The sequence below is a fragment of the Streptomyces sp. NPDC091387 genome, from assembly GCF_044756945.1.
GTDB lineage: Bacteria > Actinomycetota > Actinomycetes > Streptomycetales > Streptomycetaceae > Streptomyces.
Genome location: NZ_JBIVTZ010000002.1, coordinates 126,887 through 145,215, shown reverse-complemented (window position 1 = coordinate 145,215; position 18,329 = coordinate 126,887). Strand labels below are relative to the sequence as shown.

The 18,329-nt window shown below is 69.6% G+C and carries 14 protein-coding genes; 5 read left to right on the top strand and 9 right to left on the bottom strand.

Translation table 11 applies throughout. The features are described from left to right. Positions 1–11: 11 nt before the first annotated feature. From ACIQM0_RS04940 to ACIQM0_RS04920, 5 genes are all read right to left on the bottom strand, one after another. Complete coding sequence (locus ACIQM0_RS04940; protein WP_401283614.1) at positions 12–962, bottom strand: ABC transporter permease; 951 nt, start codon at positions 960–962, stop codon at positions 12–14. Continuing rightward, positions 955–1,887, bottom strand: coding sequence for an ABC transporter permease (locus tag ACIQM0_RS04935; RefSeq protein ID WP_363027625.1), 933 nt, complete (start codon positions 1,885–1,887; stop codon positions 955–957). Before ACIQM0_RS04935 ends, ACIQM0_RS04940 begins: the two co-directional genes overlap by 8 nt. Before the next feature lie 169 nt (positions 1,888–2,056). Then, entirely contained in the window at positions 2,057–3,697 is a 1,641-nt protein-coding gene (locus ACIQM0_RS04930; protein WP_401283612.1) for an ABC transporter substrate-binding protein, read from the bottom strand. 657 nt (positions 3,698–4,354) lie between these two features. After that, entirely contained in the window at positions 4,355–6,226 is a 1,872-nt protein-coding gene (typA, locus tag ACIQM0_RS04925) for a translational GTPase TypA (protein ID WP_363027557.1), read from the bottom strand. Positions 6,227–6,738: 512 nt separating this feature from the next. Continuing rightward, a complete protein-coding gene (locus ACIQM0_RS04920; RefSeq protein WP_401283609.1) occupies positions 6,739–9,123 on the bottom strand; it encodes an ABC transporter family substrate-binding protein in 2,385 nt (794 codons plus the stop codon). A gap of 306 nt (positions 9,124–9,429) precedes the next feature. On the opposite strand from ACIQM0_RS04920, the gene ACIQM0_RS04915 reads away from it, so the two are divergent. The 4 genes from ACIQM0_RS04915 (at position 9,430) to ACIQM0_RS04900 (ending at position 13,429) form a co-directional block, all read left to right on the top strand. After that, entirely contained in the window at positions 9,430–9,678 is a 249-nt protein-coding gene (locus ACIQM0_RS04915) for a hypothetical protein (protein WP_401283607.1), read from the top strand. 176 nt (positions 9,679–9,854) lie between these two features. After that, on the top strand, positions 9,855–10,742 hold the full coding sequence (locus ACIQM0_RS04910) for a hypothetical protein (RefSeq protein ID WP_401283606.1): 888 nt from the start codon (positions 9,855–9,857) through the stop codon (positions 10,740–10,742). After that, positions 10,743–12,656: a fumarate reductase/succinate dehydrogenase flavoprotein subunit gene (locus ACIQM0_RS04905; RefSeq protein ID WP_401283604.1), complete on the top strand. Its 1,914-nt coding sequence runs from the start codon at positions 10,743–10,745 to the stop codon at positions 12,654–12,656. It begins immediately after the preceding gene. Further along, entirely contained in the window at positions 12,653–13,429 is a 777-nt protein-coding gene (locus ACIQM0_RS04900) for a succinate dehydrogenase/fumarate reductase iron-sulfur subunit (protein WP_401283602.1), read from the top strand. Before ACIQM0_RS04905 ends, ACIQM0_RS04900 begins: the two co-directional genes overlap by 4 nt. Before the next feature lie 21 nt (positions 13,430–13,450). Here the strand turns inward: ACIQM0_RS04900 and ACIQM0_RS04895 are convergent, their stop codons facing one another. From ACIQM0_RS04895 to ACIQM0_RS04885, 3 genes are read right to left on the bottom strand one after another with little or no spacing between them, the layout of a single operon-like run. Beyond that, positions 13,451–14,002, bottom strand: coding sequence for an isochorismatase family protein (locus ACIQM0_RS04895; RefSeq protein ID WP_363027547.1), 552 nt, complete (start codon positions 14,000–14,002; stop codon positions 13,451–13,453). 35 nt (positions 14,003–14,037) lie between these two features. Beyond that, complete coding sequence (locus ACIQM0_RS04890; protein ID WP_401283600.1) at positions 14,038–15,480, bottom strand: MFS transporter; 1,443 nt, start codon at positions 15,478–15,480, stop codon at positions 14,038–14,040. Next, positions 15,477–15,932 (bottom strand): MarR family winged helix-turn-helix transcriptional regulator, encoded by a 456-nt coding sequence (locus tag ACIQM0_RS04885; RefSeq protein ID WP_401283599.1) that lies wholly within the window; start codon positions 15,930–15,932, stop codon positions 15,477–15,479. Before ACIQM0_RS04885 ends, ACIQM0_RS04890 begins: the two co-directional genes overlap by 4 nt. Before the next feature lie 168 nt (positions 15,933–16,100). Here ACIQM0_RS04885 and ACIQM0_RS04880 point away from each other — a divergent pair, with 168 nt between their 5' ends. Further along, positions 16,101–17,156 carry a LacI family DNA-binding transcriptional regulator gene (locus tag ACIQM0_RS04880; protein WP_401283597.1) on the top strand — a complete coding sequence of 352 codons (1,056 nt, stop codon included), beginning with the start codon at positions 16,101–16,103 and terminating at the stop codon, positions 17,154–17,156. 76 nt (positions 17,157–17,232) lie between these two features. On the opposite strand, the gene ACIQM0_RS04875 is transcribed toward ACIQM0_RS04880, so the two are convergent. Then, positions 17,233–18,213 (bottom strand): acetylxylan esterase, encoded by a 981-nt coding sequence (locus ACIQM0_RS04875; protein ID WP_401283595.1) that lies wholly within the window; start codon positions 18,211–18,213, stop codon positions 17,233–17,235. Positions 18,214–18,329: the final 116 nt, after the last annotated feature.

Sequence of the window (18,329 nt, the reverse complement as noted above, 5' to 3'; positions counted from 1 at the left end):
GTTCGCCCTCCTTATCGCGACTTGGGATCGAGGGCGTTACGGACGGCTTCGCCGAGCATGATGAACGCCAGAACGGTGATGCTGAGCATGATCGACGGGTACAGCAGGATGTGCTGTGCGACGCGGATCTGGGCGGAGCCACCGGAGATGTCCATGCCCCACGAGATCGTCGGGTCGGCGAGACCCAGACCCAGGTAGGACAGGGTGGCCTCGGCGGAGATGTAGACGCCGAGGGAGATGGTGGCGACCACGATCACCGGGGCCATGGCGTTGGGCAGGATGTGCCGGAAGAGGATCCGGTTGGTACCCGCGCCCAGCGCTCTGGCGGCCTGCACGTAGTCCGACTGTTTGATCACGATCACCGCACCGCGCATCACTCGCGCGATCTGGGTCCAGCCGAGGAACGCCAGGGCGAAGATGACCACCCAGACCGTCCGTTCGGTGAACGCCTGGAGAACGACCATGGCACCCAGCAGGAAGGGGATGCCGAGGAAGACGTTGGTGAAGAAGCCGGAGAGCAGGGCGTCGACCCAGCCTCCGAAGTAACCGGCGATCATGCCGATCAGTCCGCCGAACAGCGTCACCAGGAGCGTCACACAGACACCGACGGTGATCGAGGCGCGGGTGCCGTAGATGACACGCGCGTAGACGCTGTGGCCCTGGCCGTCGTAGCCGAGCCAGCCCTCTGAGCCGACCTTGCTCAGCTCCGGCTTGCCCAGGTAGTGGTGCACCAGGTCGGCGGAGGTCGGCGAGGCGCTCGTGAACAGGCCGGGGAAGACGGCGATCACCAGCAGGATGACGATCAGCACCGACGAGATGATGAAGTACCAGTTGGTACGCAGGTCCCGCCAGGCGTCGCCCCACAGGCTGCGGGCCTTATCGGCCTTGACGACCGCCGACGGGTCCGCGAGGGGAGCCTTGGCGTCCTCGGGTGCGGGTGCGGTCTTGGTCACGTCAGGCATAACGGATCCTCGGGTCCAGGACCGCGTACAGCAGGTCGACGATGAGGCTCATGAGGAGATAGACGAGCACGAGGATGGTGACGAGGCCGACGAGTGTCGTGCCCTCACGCTTCACGATCGACTCGTAGATCGTGCCTCCGATGCCCTTCACGTTGAACAGGCCCTCGGTGACGACCGCGCCGCCCATCAGGGCACCGAGGTCGGTGCCGAGGAAGGTGATGACGGGGATCAGCGAGTTGCGCATCAGGTGGACACCGACGATGCGCCGCTTGGGAAGGCCCTTGGCGATGGCGGTGCGCATGTAGTCCGAGCGAAGGTTCTCGGCCATCGTCGTACGCGTGAGCCGCGCGACGTAGGCGAGTGAGAGCGAGCCCAGCACGATGGCCGGCGCCAGTAGTTCGCTCCATTTCGCCTCGCTGGACACGTTCGGTGAGATCCAGTCGAGCTGGAAGGCGAACACCGTCTTGATGATGAAGCCGAGGACGAACACCGGGATCGAGATGATCAGCAGGGTGAAGACCAGGACGACGTTGTCGGTGAGCCGGCCGGCACGCAGTCCGGCGAGGGTGCCGAGGCTGATGCCGATGACGATCTCGATGGCGAACGCCATGCCGGCCAGCCGGAGGGTGACGGGGAACGCGTCGCCGAGGACGTCCGTGACGGGACGTCCGCTGGCTATCTGCTCACCGAAGTCACCGTGCAGGACGATGCCTGTCATGTAATTCCAGTACTGCTGCAGGATCGGCAGATCGAGCCCCTTCTCATGGCGAAGTCTCGCCAGAGTGGCCGGATCGGCCCCCTTGTCCCCGAAGAGCGCGCGCACGGGGTCACCGGGCAGCGTGTAGACCATCAGGAAGATCAGCAGGGTTGTCCCGAGGAAGACCGGGATCATCTGGAGCAGTCGTCGTGCGACATAGCGCCCCATCATGCCTCCATGTAATAGGCAAGCAGCAGCCGACGGGCCCTCCCCCGCACCGAACTCCCCCTAAGGGTCGTCGGATGCGTGGAAGGGCCCCCCGGCCACGGCGTGCGGACAGGCGCGGACCGTCTTTCAGTACCGGTCCCGCGCCTGCGCGCGGACTACGTCGGGATGTTTACTTCTTGACTTCGATCTTGGTCAGGATCGGGTCGCCGTCCTGCGCGTACTCGACGTTCTGGACCTTCTCCGAGTAACCGGCGTTGACCTTGTAGTACCAGAGCGGGATGGAGGGCATGTAGTTCACCAGCTCCTTCTCGATCTTCTGGTAGGCCGCGACGGAGTCGTCGAGGGAGGCAGCGGAGTCAGCCTTCTTGATCTCCGCGTCAAGACCCTTGTTCGAGAAGTCACCCTGGTTACCGGCTGCGCCGGTACGGAACAGGTCCGAGATGAAGTTCGCGTTCACCGGGTAGTCGAGCACCCAGCCGGAGCGGTACAGGGACTTGACCTGCTTGTCGTCACGCGCGTTCGTGTCGGCCTGGAAGTCGGCCTTCGAGTCGGTGGTGCAGTTCACACCGGTCGACTGCTTGATGCTGTTGCAGACCGCCTCGACCCATTCCTTGTGGCCGCCGTCGGCGTTGAACTGGATCGAGATCTTGTTGCCCGGGACGCCGCCGCCGTCCTTGATGAGCTGCTTGGCCTTCGCCGGGTCGTACTTGGTGACGTCGCCCGCGGCGTCCTTCTGGAAGCCCAGAACACCCTTGGCGACCCAGCCCGTGGCCGGCTCGCGCGTGCCCTGGAGCACGGTCTTGGTGATGGTGTCGCGGTCGATGCCCATCGACAGGCCCTGGAGGACCTTCGGGTCGATGTCCTTGAACTGCTTGGTGTAGAACGCGACGGCGATCGTCTGGATGGCGGAGTACGCCTTGTCCACCGCGCGGTCACCGAGGTCCGCCCGGTAGACCGGGAGGTCCTTCGGGCCGATCTGACGCAGGACGTCGACGTTGCCCGACTTCAGGTCCTCGTAGGCGGTCTCGAGGGTGGTGTAGTTCTTGAAGACCACACCGCCGTTCTTCGCCTTGTCGGCACCCTTGTAGTCGTCGTTGCGGACGACCTTGATCTGCTTCTTGTGGTCCCAGCTGACGAACTTGTACGCGCCGTTGCCGACCGGCTTCTCGCCGGCGGCCTTCGGGTCCGCGTAGAACGACTCGGGCAGCGGGGAGAAGACCGTGTAACCGAGCTTGTAGGAGAAGTACGGCAGCGCGGAGTTCAGCTCGATGGTGAACGTGTAGTCGTCCACCTTCTTCAGACCGGACATGGCGTCCGACTTCGGCTTGGCCTTGGCGTCATCGGGGTGGACGTCGGCGTAGCCCTTGATGTCGCCGAACCAGGACGCGTTGGTCTGGTTGTTCTTGATGTTCGCGGCCCAGTTCCAGGCCTTGATGTAGGACTCGGCCGTGACCGGGGTCCCGTCGTGGAACTTCCAGTCCTTCTTGAGCTTGACCGTCCAGAGCTTGCTGTCCTTGGTGTCGACAGACTCGGCGTTGATCATCTCAAGCTTGCCGGACGGGTCGTAGTCGACCAGCTGCGAGAAGATCGAGTCGGTGACGATGCTGCCGTTCGACTCCATCGTGTTGGCCGGCTGCAGCGGGTTCTGCGGCTCACCGACCTCGACGGAAAAGATGCCGTCGGCGTTGACGGCGCCCTTGTCGCCGCCCTTGCCCTTGTCGGCGTCGTCGTTCCCGCCGCCACAAGCGGTCGCAGCCAGGGCGATGATGGCCGCTCCCGCGACCCACTTGGCGCTCTTGGCACCACGCATGGGTTCCTCCTCATGAGTCCACTTTTGACTACAAGAAGGGCACTGGATTGATACACCGACACCCCTGACGGTGATCGTTTCAGTGCCCTGAGTGTGCTCGTGAGTCGGCACTCCCCACAGTGCGTGACCCATTGACCCGAGCTCAATGGAGCCAACTATTAAGTACGACTGGGCTGTAAACCACACTTAAAGGGTCTCGGTTTGACAACATCCCCTGGTCGCGTGGTTCAAAATACGGACAAAATGACCCCAGACAGACACACCCGAAACGGACTGTTAACACATGTTCCGGAGAGCGACGCCCGATATCCGGACGCTTGGTCCCCAAAATCGGGTTGACCTGCCGGGCCCCGTACGCGCCTCCGACACCCGGTGCGTCACGGAGCGGCGGCGCGGCCGGCCGGTCGCCGGGAGCGGACTCCGGGCAGCCGGTCACGGGCCGCTCAACCCTAAGCCCATACACGGGCGCACATGGCTGGTTCAGGCCCTTCGGACCGGGGCGCCGTCCCGGACGGGGAGCAGCCGCCCCACGAGGCCCACGGGCGGGCTCAGGGGGCACCTCGGGCACGGCAGGCACAGCGAAGGGGCCCGGCACCGCGTGGTGAGCGGTGCCGGGCCCCTTCACCGGCGGGAACTGCCGGCGGGACGAGCGGAGGATCAGCGCTTGGCGCGCGACGCGGAGCGGCCGCGCTCCTTCTGGTCCAGGACGACCTTGCGGATACGCACGGTCTCCGGGGTCACCTCGATGCACTCGTCGTCGCGGCAGAACTCCAGCGACTGCTCCAGCGACAGCTTGCGGGCGGGCACCACGTTCTCCGTGGTGTCCGCGGAAGCCGCACGCATGTTGGTGAGCTTCTTCTCCTTGGTGATGTTCACGTCCATGTCGTCGGAGCGCGAGTTCTCACCGATGATCATGCCCTCGTAGACCTCCGTGGTGGCCTCCGTGAAGATGACACCGCGCTCCTGGAGGTTGACCATCGCGAACGGCGTCACGACGCCCGCGCGGTCCGCCACCAGGGAGCCGTTGTGACGGGTGCGCAGCTCGCCGAACCACGGCTCGTGGCCCTCGAACAGGGAGTGCGCGATGCCCGTGCCACGGGTCTGGGTCAGGAACTCCGTACGGAAGCCGATGAGGCCGCGGGACGGGACGATCCACTCCATGCGGACCCAGCCCGAACCGTGGTTCGTCATCGTCTCCATGCGGCCCTTGCGGCTCGCCATGAGCTGCGTGATCGCACCGAGGTGCTCCTCGGGCGAGTCGATGGTCATGCGCTCGATGGGCTCGTACGTCTTGCCCTCGACCTGCTTGGTGACCACCTGCGGCTTGCCGACCGTCAGCTCGAAGCCCTCACGGCGCATGGTCTCGATGAGGATGGCCAGCGCGAGCTCACCGCGGCCCTGGACCTCCCAGGCGTCGGGGCGCTCGGTGTCCAGGACGCGGAGCGAGACGTTACCGACCAGCTCGCGGTCCAGACGGTCCTTGATCTGGCGGGCGGTGACCTTGTGGCCCTTGCCGCCCTTGCCGACCAGCGGCGAGGTGTTCGCACCGATGGTCATCGAGATGGCGGGCTCGTCGACCGTGATCAGCGGCAGCGCGATCGGGTTCTCGGGGTCGGCCAGGGTCTCGCCGATCATGATGTCCGGGATACCGGCGATCGCGCAGATGTCGCCCGGACCGGCCTTCTCTGCGGGCTTGCGGGTGAGCGCCTCCGTCATCAGCAGTTCGGTGATGCGGACGTTGGACATCGTGCCGTCACGCTTGATCCACGCGACGGTCTGGCCCTTGCGCAGCTCGCCCTGCTCGACACGGCAGAGCGCGATACGGCCGAGGAAGTTGTCGGCGTCCAGGTTGGTGACGTGGGCCTGGAGGGGGGCTTCCTCGTCGTACTCCGGGGCCGGGACGGCGGAGAGGATCGTGCTGAAGAACGGCTCCAGGCTGTCGCTGTCCGGCGGGACGGAACCGTCCTCCGGCTTGGTCAGCGAGGCGACGCCGTCACGGGCGCAGGCGTAGACGATCGGGAACTCGATCTGGTCCTCGTCGGCGTCCAGGTCCAGGAAGAGGTCGTACGTCTCGTCGATGACCTCGGCGATCCGGGAGTCCGGGCGGTCCGTCTTGTTGATGCAGAGGATGACCGGGAGCTTGGCCGTCAGCGCCTTGCGGAGCACGAAGCGGGTCTGCGGGAGCGGGCCCTCGGAGGCGTCGACCAGGAGCACGACCGCGTCCACCATCGACAGGCCGCGCTCGACCTCACCACCGAAGTCGGCGTGGCCGGGGGTGTCGATGATGTTGATGGTGATGACGTCGCCGCCATCCTTGGGGTGGTACTTCACGGCCGTGTTCTTGGCCAGGATCGTGATGCCCTTCTCACGCTCCAGGTCGTTCGAGTCCATCATGCGTTCGTCGAGGTTCTCGGCGGCGTGCGCGGCGAAGGCGCCGGCCTGCCTGAGCATGGCGTCGACCAGCGTGGTCTTGCCGTGGTCGACGTGGGCGACGATGGCTACGTTACGGATATCGTGGCGCGTGGGCATGGGTGGCTTGCGCTTCTCTCGGATCGGGGATTCAGGCGTCTTAGTCGGTCTTGAGTCCTCGTACGCCCGCCGGGCGGACGCGCCACGGCTAGTCCCATGGTACGGGCCGGGCGCCCCTGCGGCTTCCCGGGCAAGTCTTACCGGCCACAGGACGGGTGCGCGGCCCCGCTCGCGCCCGCCGCGGCCCCCTTGCCGAGCTCCGCGGCCGCCTGATGTTTCCGCCCCCGTGCTCCGGCTCTTCCGGCGGATTTCACCGGGTGGCCGTGAACACGGCCCCGGGCGGTCCGCGCGGACGCGGGACGTGCGCGACCTCGGAGGTGGGGCTCCGAAGCCGCGGCTCCGAGGGGGAGCCCGGAGCGGTGCCGGTGCGCCGCGGTCGCCGGGGTTGGGGCCCCGGGACCGGGAGGCGGAGCGGCTACCCGGGTCAGCGGGTGCACACAGCCTTGCCCGCCGGCGGGCCGACGGGCAAGGGAATTGAGCCAGTTCTGAGCTTTCGCTGCTGCGCTGACCTGCTACTTCCTGGGGTTGGCGGGGGCGCCGGCCGCCTGCGGCTTCTTGAAGCCGATGTCCTGGTAGTGGGGCACCCCGAAGCCGAAGGCACCCACGTTCACCAGCTTCCTGTCGGTCGCGACGAGCTGCGGGCGCTGATAGAGAGGAATCGATCCTGCGGCGGCCCAGATCCTGGCGTCCGCCTTCTTCATCAGGTCCCTGGCCGAGCCCTCGTCGAGCTCCCCGGCGGCCTGGTCGAAGAGCTGGTCGATGTGGTCCGTGCCGACGCGGGTGTAGTTCTGCTCGACGAGCAGCGAGCCGTCGGTCGCGGGCACCGGCTTGGCGAAGATCGGGCGGTCGTCGGTGGCCGGGTAGGCGGTCGCGGGCCAGGAGTAGAGCGCCAGGTCGTAGTCACCGGACGCGACGTGGTCCCGGAAGTAGCTCTCGTCGGAGACCTTGGTGATCTCGGTACGGATCCCGATCGTGTCGAGCATCGCCGCGATCTTGTCCCCGACGCTGCGCAGCGACTCGGAGCCCGGCCCCGAGGGCAGGACGAACCGCAGGGACAGCGGCTTGCCGTCCTTGCCGAGGGGGCCGCGGGCGGAGTCGGGGGCCTGGGCGGGCGCCGCGGTGCCGACCGGTGCGTAGGCGCCGGCGGCGCCGCCGGGCTGCCGGTCCTGGGCGGTGATCCTGGCCGGGGCGTCCTCCGAGGTGCCCGTCTCCCCCAGGTGTCCGGCCTGGCGCAGCAGCGCGGCGCTCTGCGCGGCGGCGGCGGGGGCCGTGGCGAGGGCGCGGGTGACGGCGCCCTCGGCCGCGCCGGGCTTGCTGTCGTCGCCGACGATGTAGAGGCCGTCGTCGTTGGCGGGCTCGCGGCGGGCGGCGTTGTCGGTCTTGCCGTCGTCCTTGGCGCCGGCCTTCTTCTCGTCAGCCGTCTTCTTGTCCCCCTCCTTCTCCTCCTTCTCCTTCTCCTTCTCTTCCTTCTCCTTGTCCGTCTGCTTCTCGCCCTCGCTGCCCGCCTTGGTGCCGTCCGTCTTCTGGAGGGCCCCCTCGCGCGTCCAGCCCGCGTCGGCCAGCAGCGCCTGGGCCTCCTTGGTGTCCTGGCCGCCGAGTGCGTCGCTGCTGTCCTTGTAACCGGGCTGTCCGGCCAGGGCCAGGTGGCTGCCGAGCGGGTTCGCGGGCAGGCCGAGCGGCTTGAGCACGGTGTCGACGAGCTCCTGGCGGTCCAGGGCGCGGGCCACGGCCCGGCGTACCCGGTCGTCGGCGAGCGGGCCGGTCTCCCCGTTCAGGGCGAGCTGGGTGTACGCGGGCTCCAGGGACTTGCGGAGCACGTAGCCGCGCAGATCGTTCTGCTCGGTGGCGTACGCCTGGGCGGCACGGGCCTTCTCGTCCCGGGCGGACTGCGCCTCCTCGGCCGCTTCCTCGTCGGAGCCGTGCGCCAGTGCCCAGGAGCGCAGGGCCGCGGCCGGGGTGATCTCGGAGCCGGGGCCGTGGGCGGGCGGCGCCCCGCTGTCGCCGGCGTCCCCGGCGGCCTGGACGATGCGGTGGGCGGTCGCCGCGTCGATGTCGGCGACGTCGACCTTCCCCCCGGTCAGCGCCTCGGTGCGGTCCTGCGGCTTGACCGCCTTGAAGACCAGCGAGTCGAGCTTGGCCGGGCTGCCCCACCAGCGCGGGTTCCGGGCCAGCGTGACGGAGCCCTTCTCCTTGTCGACGTCGCGCAGCCGAAACGGTCCCGCGGTCGCCCTGAGCGCGGAGCGCGCTCCGTCGTTGAAGGCGTCCGGGGAGCCCGTCACCTGCTTCGGGTACAGCGGGGAGAAGAGGGAGCGCCAGTCCGCGTACGGCTTGGCGAAGGTGACCTTGACCTCCAGGTCGTCGGCGCCGCGCTCGATCTTCTCGATGCGCTCGTACCCGGCGTTGCGGGCGGTCCAGAACGCGGAGTCCTTGCCGCTCAGCGCCCGCCACTGGGCGACGAAGTCCGGTGCCCCGATCTCCCGGCCGTCGCTCCACACCGCCTGCTGGTTGAGCCGGTAGAGCACGACCTGCCGGGGCTCCTGCCCGACCACCTTCGCGGATTCCAGGTAGTCCGGGTTCAGCCGCGGCCGGCCCTGGGCGTCCAGCGGGAAGAGGGTCGGCAGGAGGGCGCCGGTGATGCGGGTGGTGGCGCTGTCGGCGTCCGCCTGGAAGGCGTTGAGGGTGGCGGGCATCGCGTCGATCGCCCAGTTGACCGTGCCGCCGTCCGCGACCTGGGTGCGGGCCGCGGGCGCGACGTCCTGCGGGACGACCGCGGTGGTGGCCTCCTTCTCGCCCGAGCTGCAGCCGGCCAGTACGGGGAGCGTGAGCACACCCGTGGTGAAGAGCGCGAGCGAGCGGCGCTTTCGGGCTGCCCCGCGCGGGACGCCGACGTGGGACATGGCTGATACCTCCGGAGACGGCCCGGACCACCCGTACCCGAATGGACCGGATCATGCGTGTTTGGTGGCATTTGCAGTTGATCACACTGGTTCCGCCCATCCACTGAAAGCGGCCACGCGCGAGGGGCGCCGCAGACACGGCGCAACCGCCCCGAACCTCACCCGTGCGGCGGAGTCCCGGCACCCGCACGCGCCACCGCCGCCACAAGACGGGGCGGCCCGCTCCCTTCCCAAACGAGATGTGACGCGCGACACTCGCTTCCGCATGAGCATGGCCACCCGCGACTGCGGAAGTGAGATCAAGTCATGTCACTACAGGACGAGTTGACGGCAGTTCAGCACTGTCTCGATGACCTGGTCCGCACCGTCGGGCGACTGGAGCGGAGCCTCGCGCGGCTGCGCGAGGCGGACTCCGCGCCGGACCCGCTCGCCCCGGACGGCCACGCCGACCCGGTCGACGGCGTCATCACGATCACCGAGGCGCCCTACGACACGGCGCTGTGGACGGACTCGGACGACGAGGGTCTCGGCGTCCGCGGCCGACACGCCCCCTAGAGGGGGTGTCTGACGCATGCCCGCGGCGTCGCGGTGTCCGGCACGCACGCGCGCGGCGTTGCCGAAACGCCCCTGTGGCTCCGCCACACGGCCGCTCCGGCGCCCTTGCGATCGCACGCACCGGACACGGCTCCTTCTCCCGCACTCATCCGTCAGACACCTCCTAGGAGAGTCCTTTGGCCACCGGTACCGAAACAGGCACGGATCCCGGCAGTGATCCGGCCGGCGCTCCGGGCACGAAGCCGCCCCCGCCGGGCGGAGCGGCGACCCGGACGGCGGGAGTGCACCACCCCTCGCGGGCCGCCATCGCCGCCCGCCACCTGCGGACCGACCGCTGGTGGCTGGCGCCCGCCGTGACCGCGGGCGGGCTCCTCGCCTTCATCATCTACTCGACCTGGCGGGCGTTCTCCAACGCCGACTACTACGCCGCCCCCTATGTCTCGCCGTTCTACTCGCCCTGTCTGGCGGACAGCTGCGCCCCCATGCGGCACGGGCCGAACTGGGACCTGTTCGGCAGCTGGTGGGGCCTCTCCCCCGCCCTGCTGATCCTGATCTTCCCGCTCGGCTTCCGGCTGACCTGCTACTACTACCGCAAGGCCTACTACCGGGGCTTCTGGGCCTCGCCCCCGGCCTGCGCGGTCGCCGAGCCGCACACGGCGTACAGCGGCGAGACCCGCTTCCCGCTGATCATGCAGAACATCCACCGGTACTTCTTCTACGCCGCCGTGCCGGTCGCCGGGATCCTCACGTACGACACCGTGCTCGCCTTCCGCGACGAGCACTACGCCTGGGGCCACATGGGTCTCGGTTCGCTGATCTTCGTTGTCAACATCGTCCTGATCTGGGCGTACACCCTGTCCTGCCACTCCTGCCGGCACATCATCGGCGGCCGGCTGCGGCACTTCTCGAAGCACCCCGTGCGCTACCGGCTGTGGGGCTGGGTGGGGCGGCTCAACACCCGCCACATGCTGCTCGCCTGGTCCTCGCTGATCAGCGTGGCGGCGTGCGACTTCTACGTGTACCTCGTCGCCTCCGGCGCCTTCGACGATCCGAGGTTTTTCTGAATGACAGAGCTCGAACGACAGCAGTGGGACGTCGTCGTGGTCGGTGCCGGAGGTGCCGGGCTGCGCGCCGCGATCGAGGCCCGCGAGCGCGGGGCCCGTACCGCCGTCATCTGCAAATCACTCTTCGGCAAGGCGCACACGGTCATGGCCGAGGGCGGAATCGCCGCCTCCATGGGCAATGTGAACTCCCGGGACAGCTGGCAGGTGCACTTCCGCGACACCATGCGCGGCGGGAAGTTCCTCAACCAGTGGCGGATGGCGGAGCTGCACGCCAAGGAGGCGCCCGACCGGGTCTGGGAGCTGGAGACCTGGGGCGCCCTCTTCGACCGCACCCCCGAGGGGAAGATCTCCCAGCGCAACTTCGGCGGCCACGAGTACCCGCGCCTGGCACACGTCGGGGACCGTACCGGCCTCGAACTGATCCGCACCCTCCAGCAGAAGATCGTCTCGCTCCAGCAGGAGGACGAGCGCGAGTTCGGTGACTACGAGGCACGGCTGAAGGTCTTCCAGGAGTGCACGGTCACGCAGGTCCTCAAGGACGGCGAGAGGGTCTCGGGGACCTTCTGCTACGAGCGCGAGACAGGCAGGTTCTTCGTGCTGGAGGCGCCCGCGGTCGTCCTCGCCACCGGCGGCATCGGCAAGTCCTTCAAGGTGACGTCGAACTCCTGGGAGTACACCGGCGACGGCCACGCGCTGGCCCTGCTGGCGGGCGCGCCGCTGCTGAACATGGAGTTCGTGCAGTTCCACCCGACCGGCATGGTCTGGCCGCCCTCCGTCAAGGGCATCCTCGTCACCGAGTCGGTGCGCGGCGACGGCGGGGTGCTGCGGAACTCCGAGGGCAAGCGCTTCATGTTCGACTACGTCCCCGATGTGTTCAAGGAGAAGTACGCGCAGTCGGAGGAGGAGGGCGACCGCTGGTACGAGGACCCGGACAACAACCGCCGCCCACCCGAACTGCTGCCGCGCGACGAGGTCGCGCGCGCCATCAACTCCGAGGTGAAGGCGGGCCGCGGATCACCGCACGGCGGGGTGTTCCTGGATGTGTCGACCCGGATGTCCGCGGAGCGGATCCGGCGCCGGCTGCCGTCGATGTACCACCAGTTCAAGGAGCTGGCGGACGTCGACATCACGGCGGAGGCGATGGAGGTCGGCCCGACCTGCCACTACGTGATGGGCGGCATAGCCGTCGACTCCGACACCGCCGCCGCCCTCGATGTGCCCGGTCTGTACGCGGCGGGCGAGGTCGCCGGCGGCATGCACGGCTCCAACCGGCTCGGCGGGAACTCCCTCTCCGACCTGCTGGTCTTCGGCCGACGGGCCGGGCTGCACGCCGCCCGGTACGCCGAGACCGTCGGCACGCCGCCGGTGGTGGACGGGGCCAGGATCGACGCGGCGGCCGCTGAGGCGCTGCGCCCGTTCAGCGCGGAGGAGCTCGCCGGGGGCGCGCCGACGGAGAACCCGTACACCCTGCACCAGGAACTCCAGCAGACGATGAACGACCTCGTCGGCATCATCCGCCGCGCCCCCGAGATGGAACAGGCCCTGGAGAGACTGGCCGGGCTGCGGGAGCGGGCCCGGCGGGCCGGGGTCGAGGGGCACCGGCAGTTCAACCCCGGCTGGCACCTCTCCCTCGACCTGCGGAACATGCTGCTGGTCAGCGAGTGCATCGCACGGGCGGCGCTGGAGCGCACCGAGAGCCGCGGCGGTCACACCCGCGAGGACTGCCCCACGATGGAGCGCTCCTGGCGCCCGGTCAATCTGCTGTGCCGGCCGGCCGACGCCTCCGCCGACCCGCTGGAGGGCCGGATCGAGCTCGTGCGCGAGGCCACCGAACCCATCCGTCCGGACCTGCTCTCCCTCTTCGAGAAGGAGGAGCTGGTCAAGTACCTCGCCGAAGAGGAGCTGTACGAGTGAGCAGCTACAACGCACGGTTCAGGGTGTGGCGCGGGGACACCGACGGCGGAGGCCTGGAGGACTACGCGGTCGAGGTCAACGACGGCGAGGTCGTCCTCGACATCATCCACCGCATCCAGGCGACCCAGGCGGGCGATCTGGCGGTGCGGTGGAACTGCAAGGCCGGCAAGTGCGGTTCGTGCAGCGCGGAGATCAACGGGCGGCCGCGGCTGCTGTGCATGACGCGCATGTCGGTGTTCACCCGCGAGGAGACGATCACGGTCACCCCGCTGCGGGCCTTCCCCGTGGTGCGGGATCTGGTGACCGATGTGTCGTTCAACTACGCCAAGGCACGGGAGGTGCCCGCCTTCGTGCCGCCGGCGGGCGTGAAGGCGGGCGAGTACCGGATGCAGCAGGTCGACGTGGACCGCTCGCAGGAGTTCCGCAAGTGCATCGAGTGCTTCCTGTGCCAGGACACCTGCCATGTGGTGCGGGACCACGAGGAGAACAAGGCGGCCTTCGCCGGACCGCGCTTCCTGATGCGCGTCGCCGAGCTGGACATGCATCCGCTGGACGCCGCCGCCGAGTCCGGGCTCGACCGGAAGGCGACGGCCCAGGAGGAGCACGGACTCGGCTACTGCAACATCACGAAGTGCTGTACGGAGGTGTGCCCCGAGCAGATCAAGATCACCGACAACGCGCTGATCCCGCTGAAGGAGCGGGCCGTGGACCGCACGTACGACCCGCTGGTGTGGCTGGGGAACAAGATCCGGCGGCGGGACCCGTCGTCCTGAGGGGCCCCGCCGCGCGGGCGGTCAGCCCAGCAGCTTGATGATCGCGGCGGTGGTGTCGGTCTCGCCGAGGCGCGGGAAGATCCGCTCGACGCTGTTCTCGTGGGCCTCCGCGCTCATGTCGGTCACCGCGTCCGTGGCGACCGTGACGTGGTAGCCGTACTCGTACGCCGAGCGGGCGGTGGACTCGACGCCGATGCTGGTCGCGATCCCGGCCACCACGACCTGGGTGACGCCGCGGCGGCGCAGCTGAAGGTCGAGGTCGGTGCCGTGGAAGGCGCCCCACGTCAGCTTGGTGACGACGATGTCGCCCTCCTGCGGGCCGAGCTCGGGGACGATGTCGGCCCAGTCGGCGGCGGGCTGCCCGGAGCGGGCGGGGCCCTCGGTGCGGCCGGGGGCGCCGCCGGTGACGCGGACCAGGACGACCGGGAGGCCCTTGGCCCGGAACGCGTCGGCGAGCGTCGCGGCGTGCGCGACGACATCGGCGCTGGGGTGGACGGTCGGCAGACCGGTGATGCCCTTCTGCAGGTCGACGACGACCAGCGCGGTCTTCGGGTCGAGAGTGGTGGCGCTCATGGTGGTGCTCCTCGCTGAGTGGTGCGGGACGGTTTTCAGGTACGGCCGCGCAGGGCGCGGTCGGTGACGGTGAGGACGGTGAGGAGGACGCCCAGTACGGCGGCGACCCCGGCCATCAGGTGCAGGCCGCGGTCGTCGGCCGACCGCCCGTACGCGAGCGCGATCAGGCTGGACGCGGTGATGGCCCCGATGTACTGGGCGGTGCGCTGGAGGCCCGCGGCGGAGCCGATGGACTCGGCCGGGGCGTAGAGCTGGACGGCCGCCTGGTTGCTCGTGCCGATCAGCCCCTGCGGGATGCCGAAGCAGGCCCCGGCGAGCAGCAGGACGGCGAGCGGGGTGTCCCCGGAGAGGAACATCAGCACGCCTGCCCCGACGGTGAGCAGGACGCAGGCCAGGGCGAGCGGGCCGCGCATGCCCTTCGTACGGGCGCCGAGCAGCGAGCAGACGAGTGCGGCGACGGACATCGGCAGCATCAGCAGACCGGTGTGCCCGGACGAATAGCCCCGGGCCTCCTCCAGCCACTGCGTATACCCGTACATCACGCAGTAGATCAGCAGATAGCTGACTCCGTGCCGCAGATACGTCCGTGAGAGCGCGGCGTTTCCCGCGAGCATCCGCAGATCGACGAAGGGGTCCGGGCGGCGCAGCTGCCACCGCACCAGGGCGGCGGTGAGCACCGCGAAGGGCGCGAGGAGCCACCACATCGGATGCGCGAGATCGAGCAGGAAGAAGACGAGCACGGTCAGCGCGGTGGTGAAGAGCCCGATGCCGAGCGGGTCCAGGTCGAGCCGCGGCGTACTGCCGTCGGCCGCGCGTCCGCGCGGCGGGTCGGCCGGGATCCAGCGCAGAGCGGCACCGAAGGCGATGAGCGCGACCGGCACGTTGACGGCGAAGATGCCGCGCCAGCCGACGACCATGACCAGCAGCCCGCCGAGCGTGGGCCCGACGGCCGCGCTGCCGAGCGCGGCGAAGGAGAGCCTGGCCAGGACGGAACGCGGGGTGGGCCGGCCGACCCGGGCGGACTCGTCGCGCAGCACCGCCATGGCGGCCGGATAGGCGGCCGACGTGCCGATGCCGAGCAGCAGCCGGGACACGATCAGCCAGCCGAAGCCCGGCGCCACCGTCCCGACCAGGCCGGAGGCGATGACGACGACCAGCCCGACGAGGAAGACACGGCGGGGGCCGAGCACATCGGCGAGTCTGCCCAGTACGGGCTGAGCGACGGCGCTCGCGAGATACAGGACCGAGATCAGCCACGCGGTGTCGGCGGCGCCGATCTCGAAGTGGCGTCCGATCGCCACCAGAGCGGTGGCGATCATGGTGGTGTTGAGCGGGTTGAGCAGCGAGCCGATCAGCAGCGGGGCGGTGAGCCGGCCACTGAACCCGGGCGCGACCGCCTCCTGTGTTCCGGTGGCCGCCGGTGCCGGTGCCGGTGGCACCTGGGGTATCGCCTCGGGGACCGTGTCGCGTCCGGTCATGAACCGACCAGGCGGTCCAGGAGGGCGGTCGCCTCTGCGACGGTGCGGCGCTCGGCCCCGTCGAGTTCGGCGGCGATGGCCTCGGCGAGCCAGTCGCGCTTGGCGGCCCGGACCTCCGCGAGCGTCGTGCGCCCGGCGCCGGTGATCGACATGACCGACTTGCGTCCGTCGTCCGGATCTGGCGCCCGCTCGACGATCCCCTGCTCCTCCAGTACGCGCAGGGTCAGCCGCATGGACTGCGGGCGTACGAACTCGGCGCGGGCCAGCGCGGCCGTGGTGGCCGGGCCTCCGTCGTCCAGCCGGGCCAGCACCGAGCGCTGGGTGGGCGTGAGCAGGCTCTCCGAGGACGAGGAACGCAGCCGCCGCAGCAGCCTGCCGACGACGGCCGCGAGGTCGTTCGCGACCTGTTCGGCCGTGGGGTCGGCGGGGGTGGTACCGGGCGGTCGCGTCATGCGCCCCACCATAAAGATGCACAGGACATCTTGCAAGGTAGCCTGTCGATTCCGACACGACCTTGCTCGCATCCGGCCCGCGATCTAGGGTGAATGCGCTTTCATAAGGTGTCTGTCGGCGCATGTCGACACGGGTCGGTACGGAAGAAGAAGCGGACGGTCGGTCGAGTGAGCGCCCCAACGGTGTACGACGTCGCCGAGAGATCCGGCGTCTCCATTGCCACGGTTTCGCGGGTCTACCGCACCCCCGACTCGGTGCGCGCCCAGACCCGCGAACGGGTCCTGGAGGCGGCGCGCGAGCTCGGCTACGTACCGAGCGGAAACGCCCGGGGACTGGCCAGCCGCACCACCGGAGTGCTCGGGCTGTGCTTCCCCGACTACGCCGACCCGGACGCCGAGGCCGACGCCGAGGCGGACAGCGACGCCGACGACGCGGTGATGCTCTACTCCGACCAGATCATCCGCGGCATGGAGCGGGCCGCGCGGCGGCACGGGTACGCCCTGCTGATCGCGGCATCGCTGGAGGGCGGGCCGGAGAGCCTGGTCGCGAAGGTCGCGGGCCGGGTCGACGGCTTCGCCGTACTGGCGCAGACGGTGCCGACCGAGGACCTGGAGGTGATATCGCGCCGGCTGCCGGTCGTGATGCTCGCCGGACCTCGCGAGATCGACCACCTCGACCACATCGTCGTCGCCAACGTCGACGGCGAACGCGAACTGACCCGTCACCTGATCGAGGACCACGGGCTGCGCCGGCTCGCCTTCATCGGCGGCGACACCGACTCACCGGACGCGGAGGCGCGGTTCCGCGGCTTCCGGGAGGCATGCCTGGACGCCGGGATCGCGGCGCCGGACGCGCCGACCGTACGGACCACGATGATGACGCAGTCCGAGGGCGCGGGAGCCGCCGAACGGCTCCTGGACGGGGGCGGACAGCGGCCGGAGGCGATGCTCTTCGCCAACGACCAGATGGCGGTGGGCGCCCTGCGCGCACTGGCGCGACGCGGTGTGCGGGTGCCGGAGGACGTGGCGGTGACCGGCTTCGACGGCATCCCGCTCAGCCGGATCGTCCAGCCGCCGCTGACGACGGTGCGCCAGCCGATACGTCAACTGGGAGAGCAGGCGGTCGAGTTGCTGGTGCAGCGGCTGAACAACGCGAGCCGCGAACCGGTTTCGCTCACCCTCCCGGTCTCGCTGATCCGCCGCAGGAGCTGCGGCTGCGGCTGACGGGCACGGGCAGAACCGCGTGGGGCCGGACGGGACCCGGCGACAGCCCAACCGGCCCGCCCGGCCCATCCCCCCGTCACCCCCGCAGCCGCTCCCCGAAGAACCGCCGCCGCTCCGCGACCAGCCCGGCCGTCTCTTCGGCCGACCCCGCGTGCTCGAAGTGCCCCGCGCTCAGCACCAGCAACTCCCGCTCCCCCGCGAGCGCGTTGTACACCGCGAACTGCCCCGGCGGCGGCACGGACGGGTCGAACAGCGCCGCGGCCACCAGCGTCGGCAGCTCCAGGAACCCCGCGGCCGTCGCGGCGTCGAAGTAGCTCAGCACCTCGGTGACCGCGGGGCGCTCCCGGCGGTACGCCCGCACCGACTCCCCGCTGCCCACGCACGGCAGCGTGAGCCGCAGCGGATGGTTCCCGAAGGTGGGCACCGTCAGCTGCGCGGCGCCGAAGCGGTCGTCCCACGGCAGGGCCAGCGCACCGAGGCCTCCGCCGAAGCTCTCCCCGAGGTAGCCGAGCGGCCCCGCCCCCGCCAGCTCGGGGACCAGCTCGTGCAGGGCCGACGCCGCGCACCACAGGTCCGCCACGCAGCCACCGATCACATACGTCTCACGTGACTCGATGCCGTGCAGCACATGCGCGTCGGCGACGTCCGGGACGCCCGCCACCTGGCCGCGCGCCCCCATCCCCCGTACACAGGGCAGGATCGCGGCCGCCCCGGGCAGCGGCAGCGGCACATCGCGGCCCGCCTCCTGCCGGCCCCCGTAGCCGTGGCCGATGACGAACCCGTGGCGGGCCGGTCCGTCCGCGGGCAGCGCGAGCCAGCCGCCCAGACGCGCCCCGCCCACCGAGGTGAAGGTCACTCCATGGATCCGGACGCCGTCGCGCTCGTCCTCCAGGGGTCCGATCTCCGGCTCCGTGGCGACCTTGCGAGCGGTCTCGTACCGGGCCCGCCAGAAGTCGGCGAAACCGTCCGGCGCGGGAGGTGCGGGGATGGCCGTCAGGTCGTCGAGCGTGCGCCCGTAAGCCGGGTCAAAAGGGAAATCATGCACGAATGAAGACATGATCACGACAATATCCCTCCCCCGCCCCGCACTCCAGGCCGCCGACGCCCCCCTTCGTCAACCATGCGAAATCGGTCACATCGCTCTCTTTTTCACAAACACCACACTTACCGTTC

Excerpts from the sequence above, each read along its gene's own strand:
- ACIQM0_RS04940 (WP_401283614.1), bottom strand. The coding sequence starts at position 962 with ATGCCTGACGTGACCAAGACCGCACCCGCACCCGAGGACGCCAAGGCT.
- ACIQM0_RS04935 (WP_363027625.1), bottom strand. The coding sequence starts at position 1,887 with ATGGGGCGCTATGTCGCACGACGACTGCTCCAGATGATCCCGGTCTTC.
- ACIQM0_RS04930 (WP_401283612.1), bottom strand. The coding sequence starts at position 3,697 with ATGCGTGGTGCCAAGAGCGCCAAGTGGGTCGCGGGAGCGGCCATCATC.
- typA (WP_363027557.1), bottom strand. The coding sequence starts at position 6,226 with ATGCCCACGCGCCACGATATCCGTAACGTAGCCATCGTCGCCCACGTC.
- ACIQM0_RS04920 (WP_401283609.1), bottom strand. The coding sequence starts at position 9,123 with ATGTCCCACGTCGGCGTCCCGCGCGGGGCAGCCCGAAAGCGCCGCTCG.
- ACIQM0_RS04915 (WP_401283607.1), top strand. The coding sequence starts at position 9,430 with ATGTCACTACAGGACGAGTTGACGGCAGTTCAGCACTGTCTCGATGAC.
- ACIQM0_RS04905 (WP_401283604.1), top strand. The coding sequence starts at position 10,743 with ATGACAGAGCTCGAACGACAGCAGTGGGACGTCGTCGTGGTCGGTGCC.
- ACIQM0_RS04895 (WP_363027547.1), bottom strand. The coding sequence starts at position 14,002 with ATGAGCGCCACCACTCTCGACCCGAAGACCGCGCTGGTCGTCGTCGAC.
- ACIQM0_RS04890 (WP_401283600.1), bottom strand. The coding sequence starts at position 15,480 with ATGACCGGACGCGACACGGTCCCCGAGGCGATACCCCAGGTGCCACCG.
- ACIQM0_RS04885 (WP_401283599.1), bottom strand. The coding sequence starts at position 15,932 with ATGACGCGACCGCCCGGTACCACCCCCGCCGACCCCACGGCCGAACAG.
- ACIQM0_RS04875 (WP_401283595.1), bottom strand. The coding sequence starts at position 18,213 with ATGTCTTCATTCGTGCATGATTTCCCTTTTGACCCGGCTTACGGGCGC.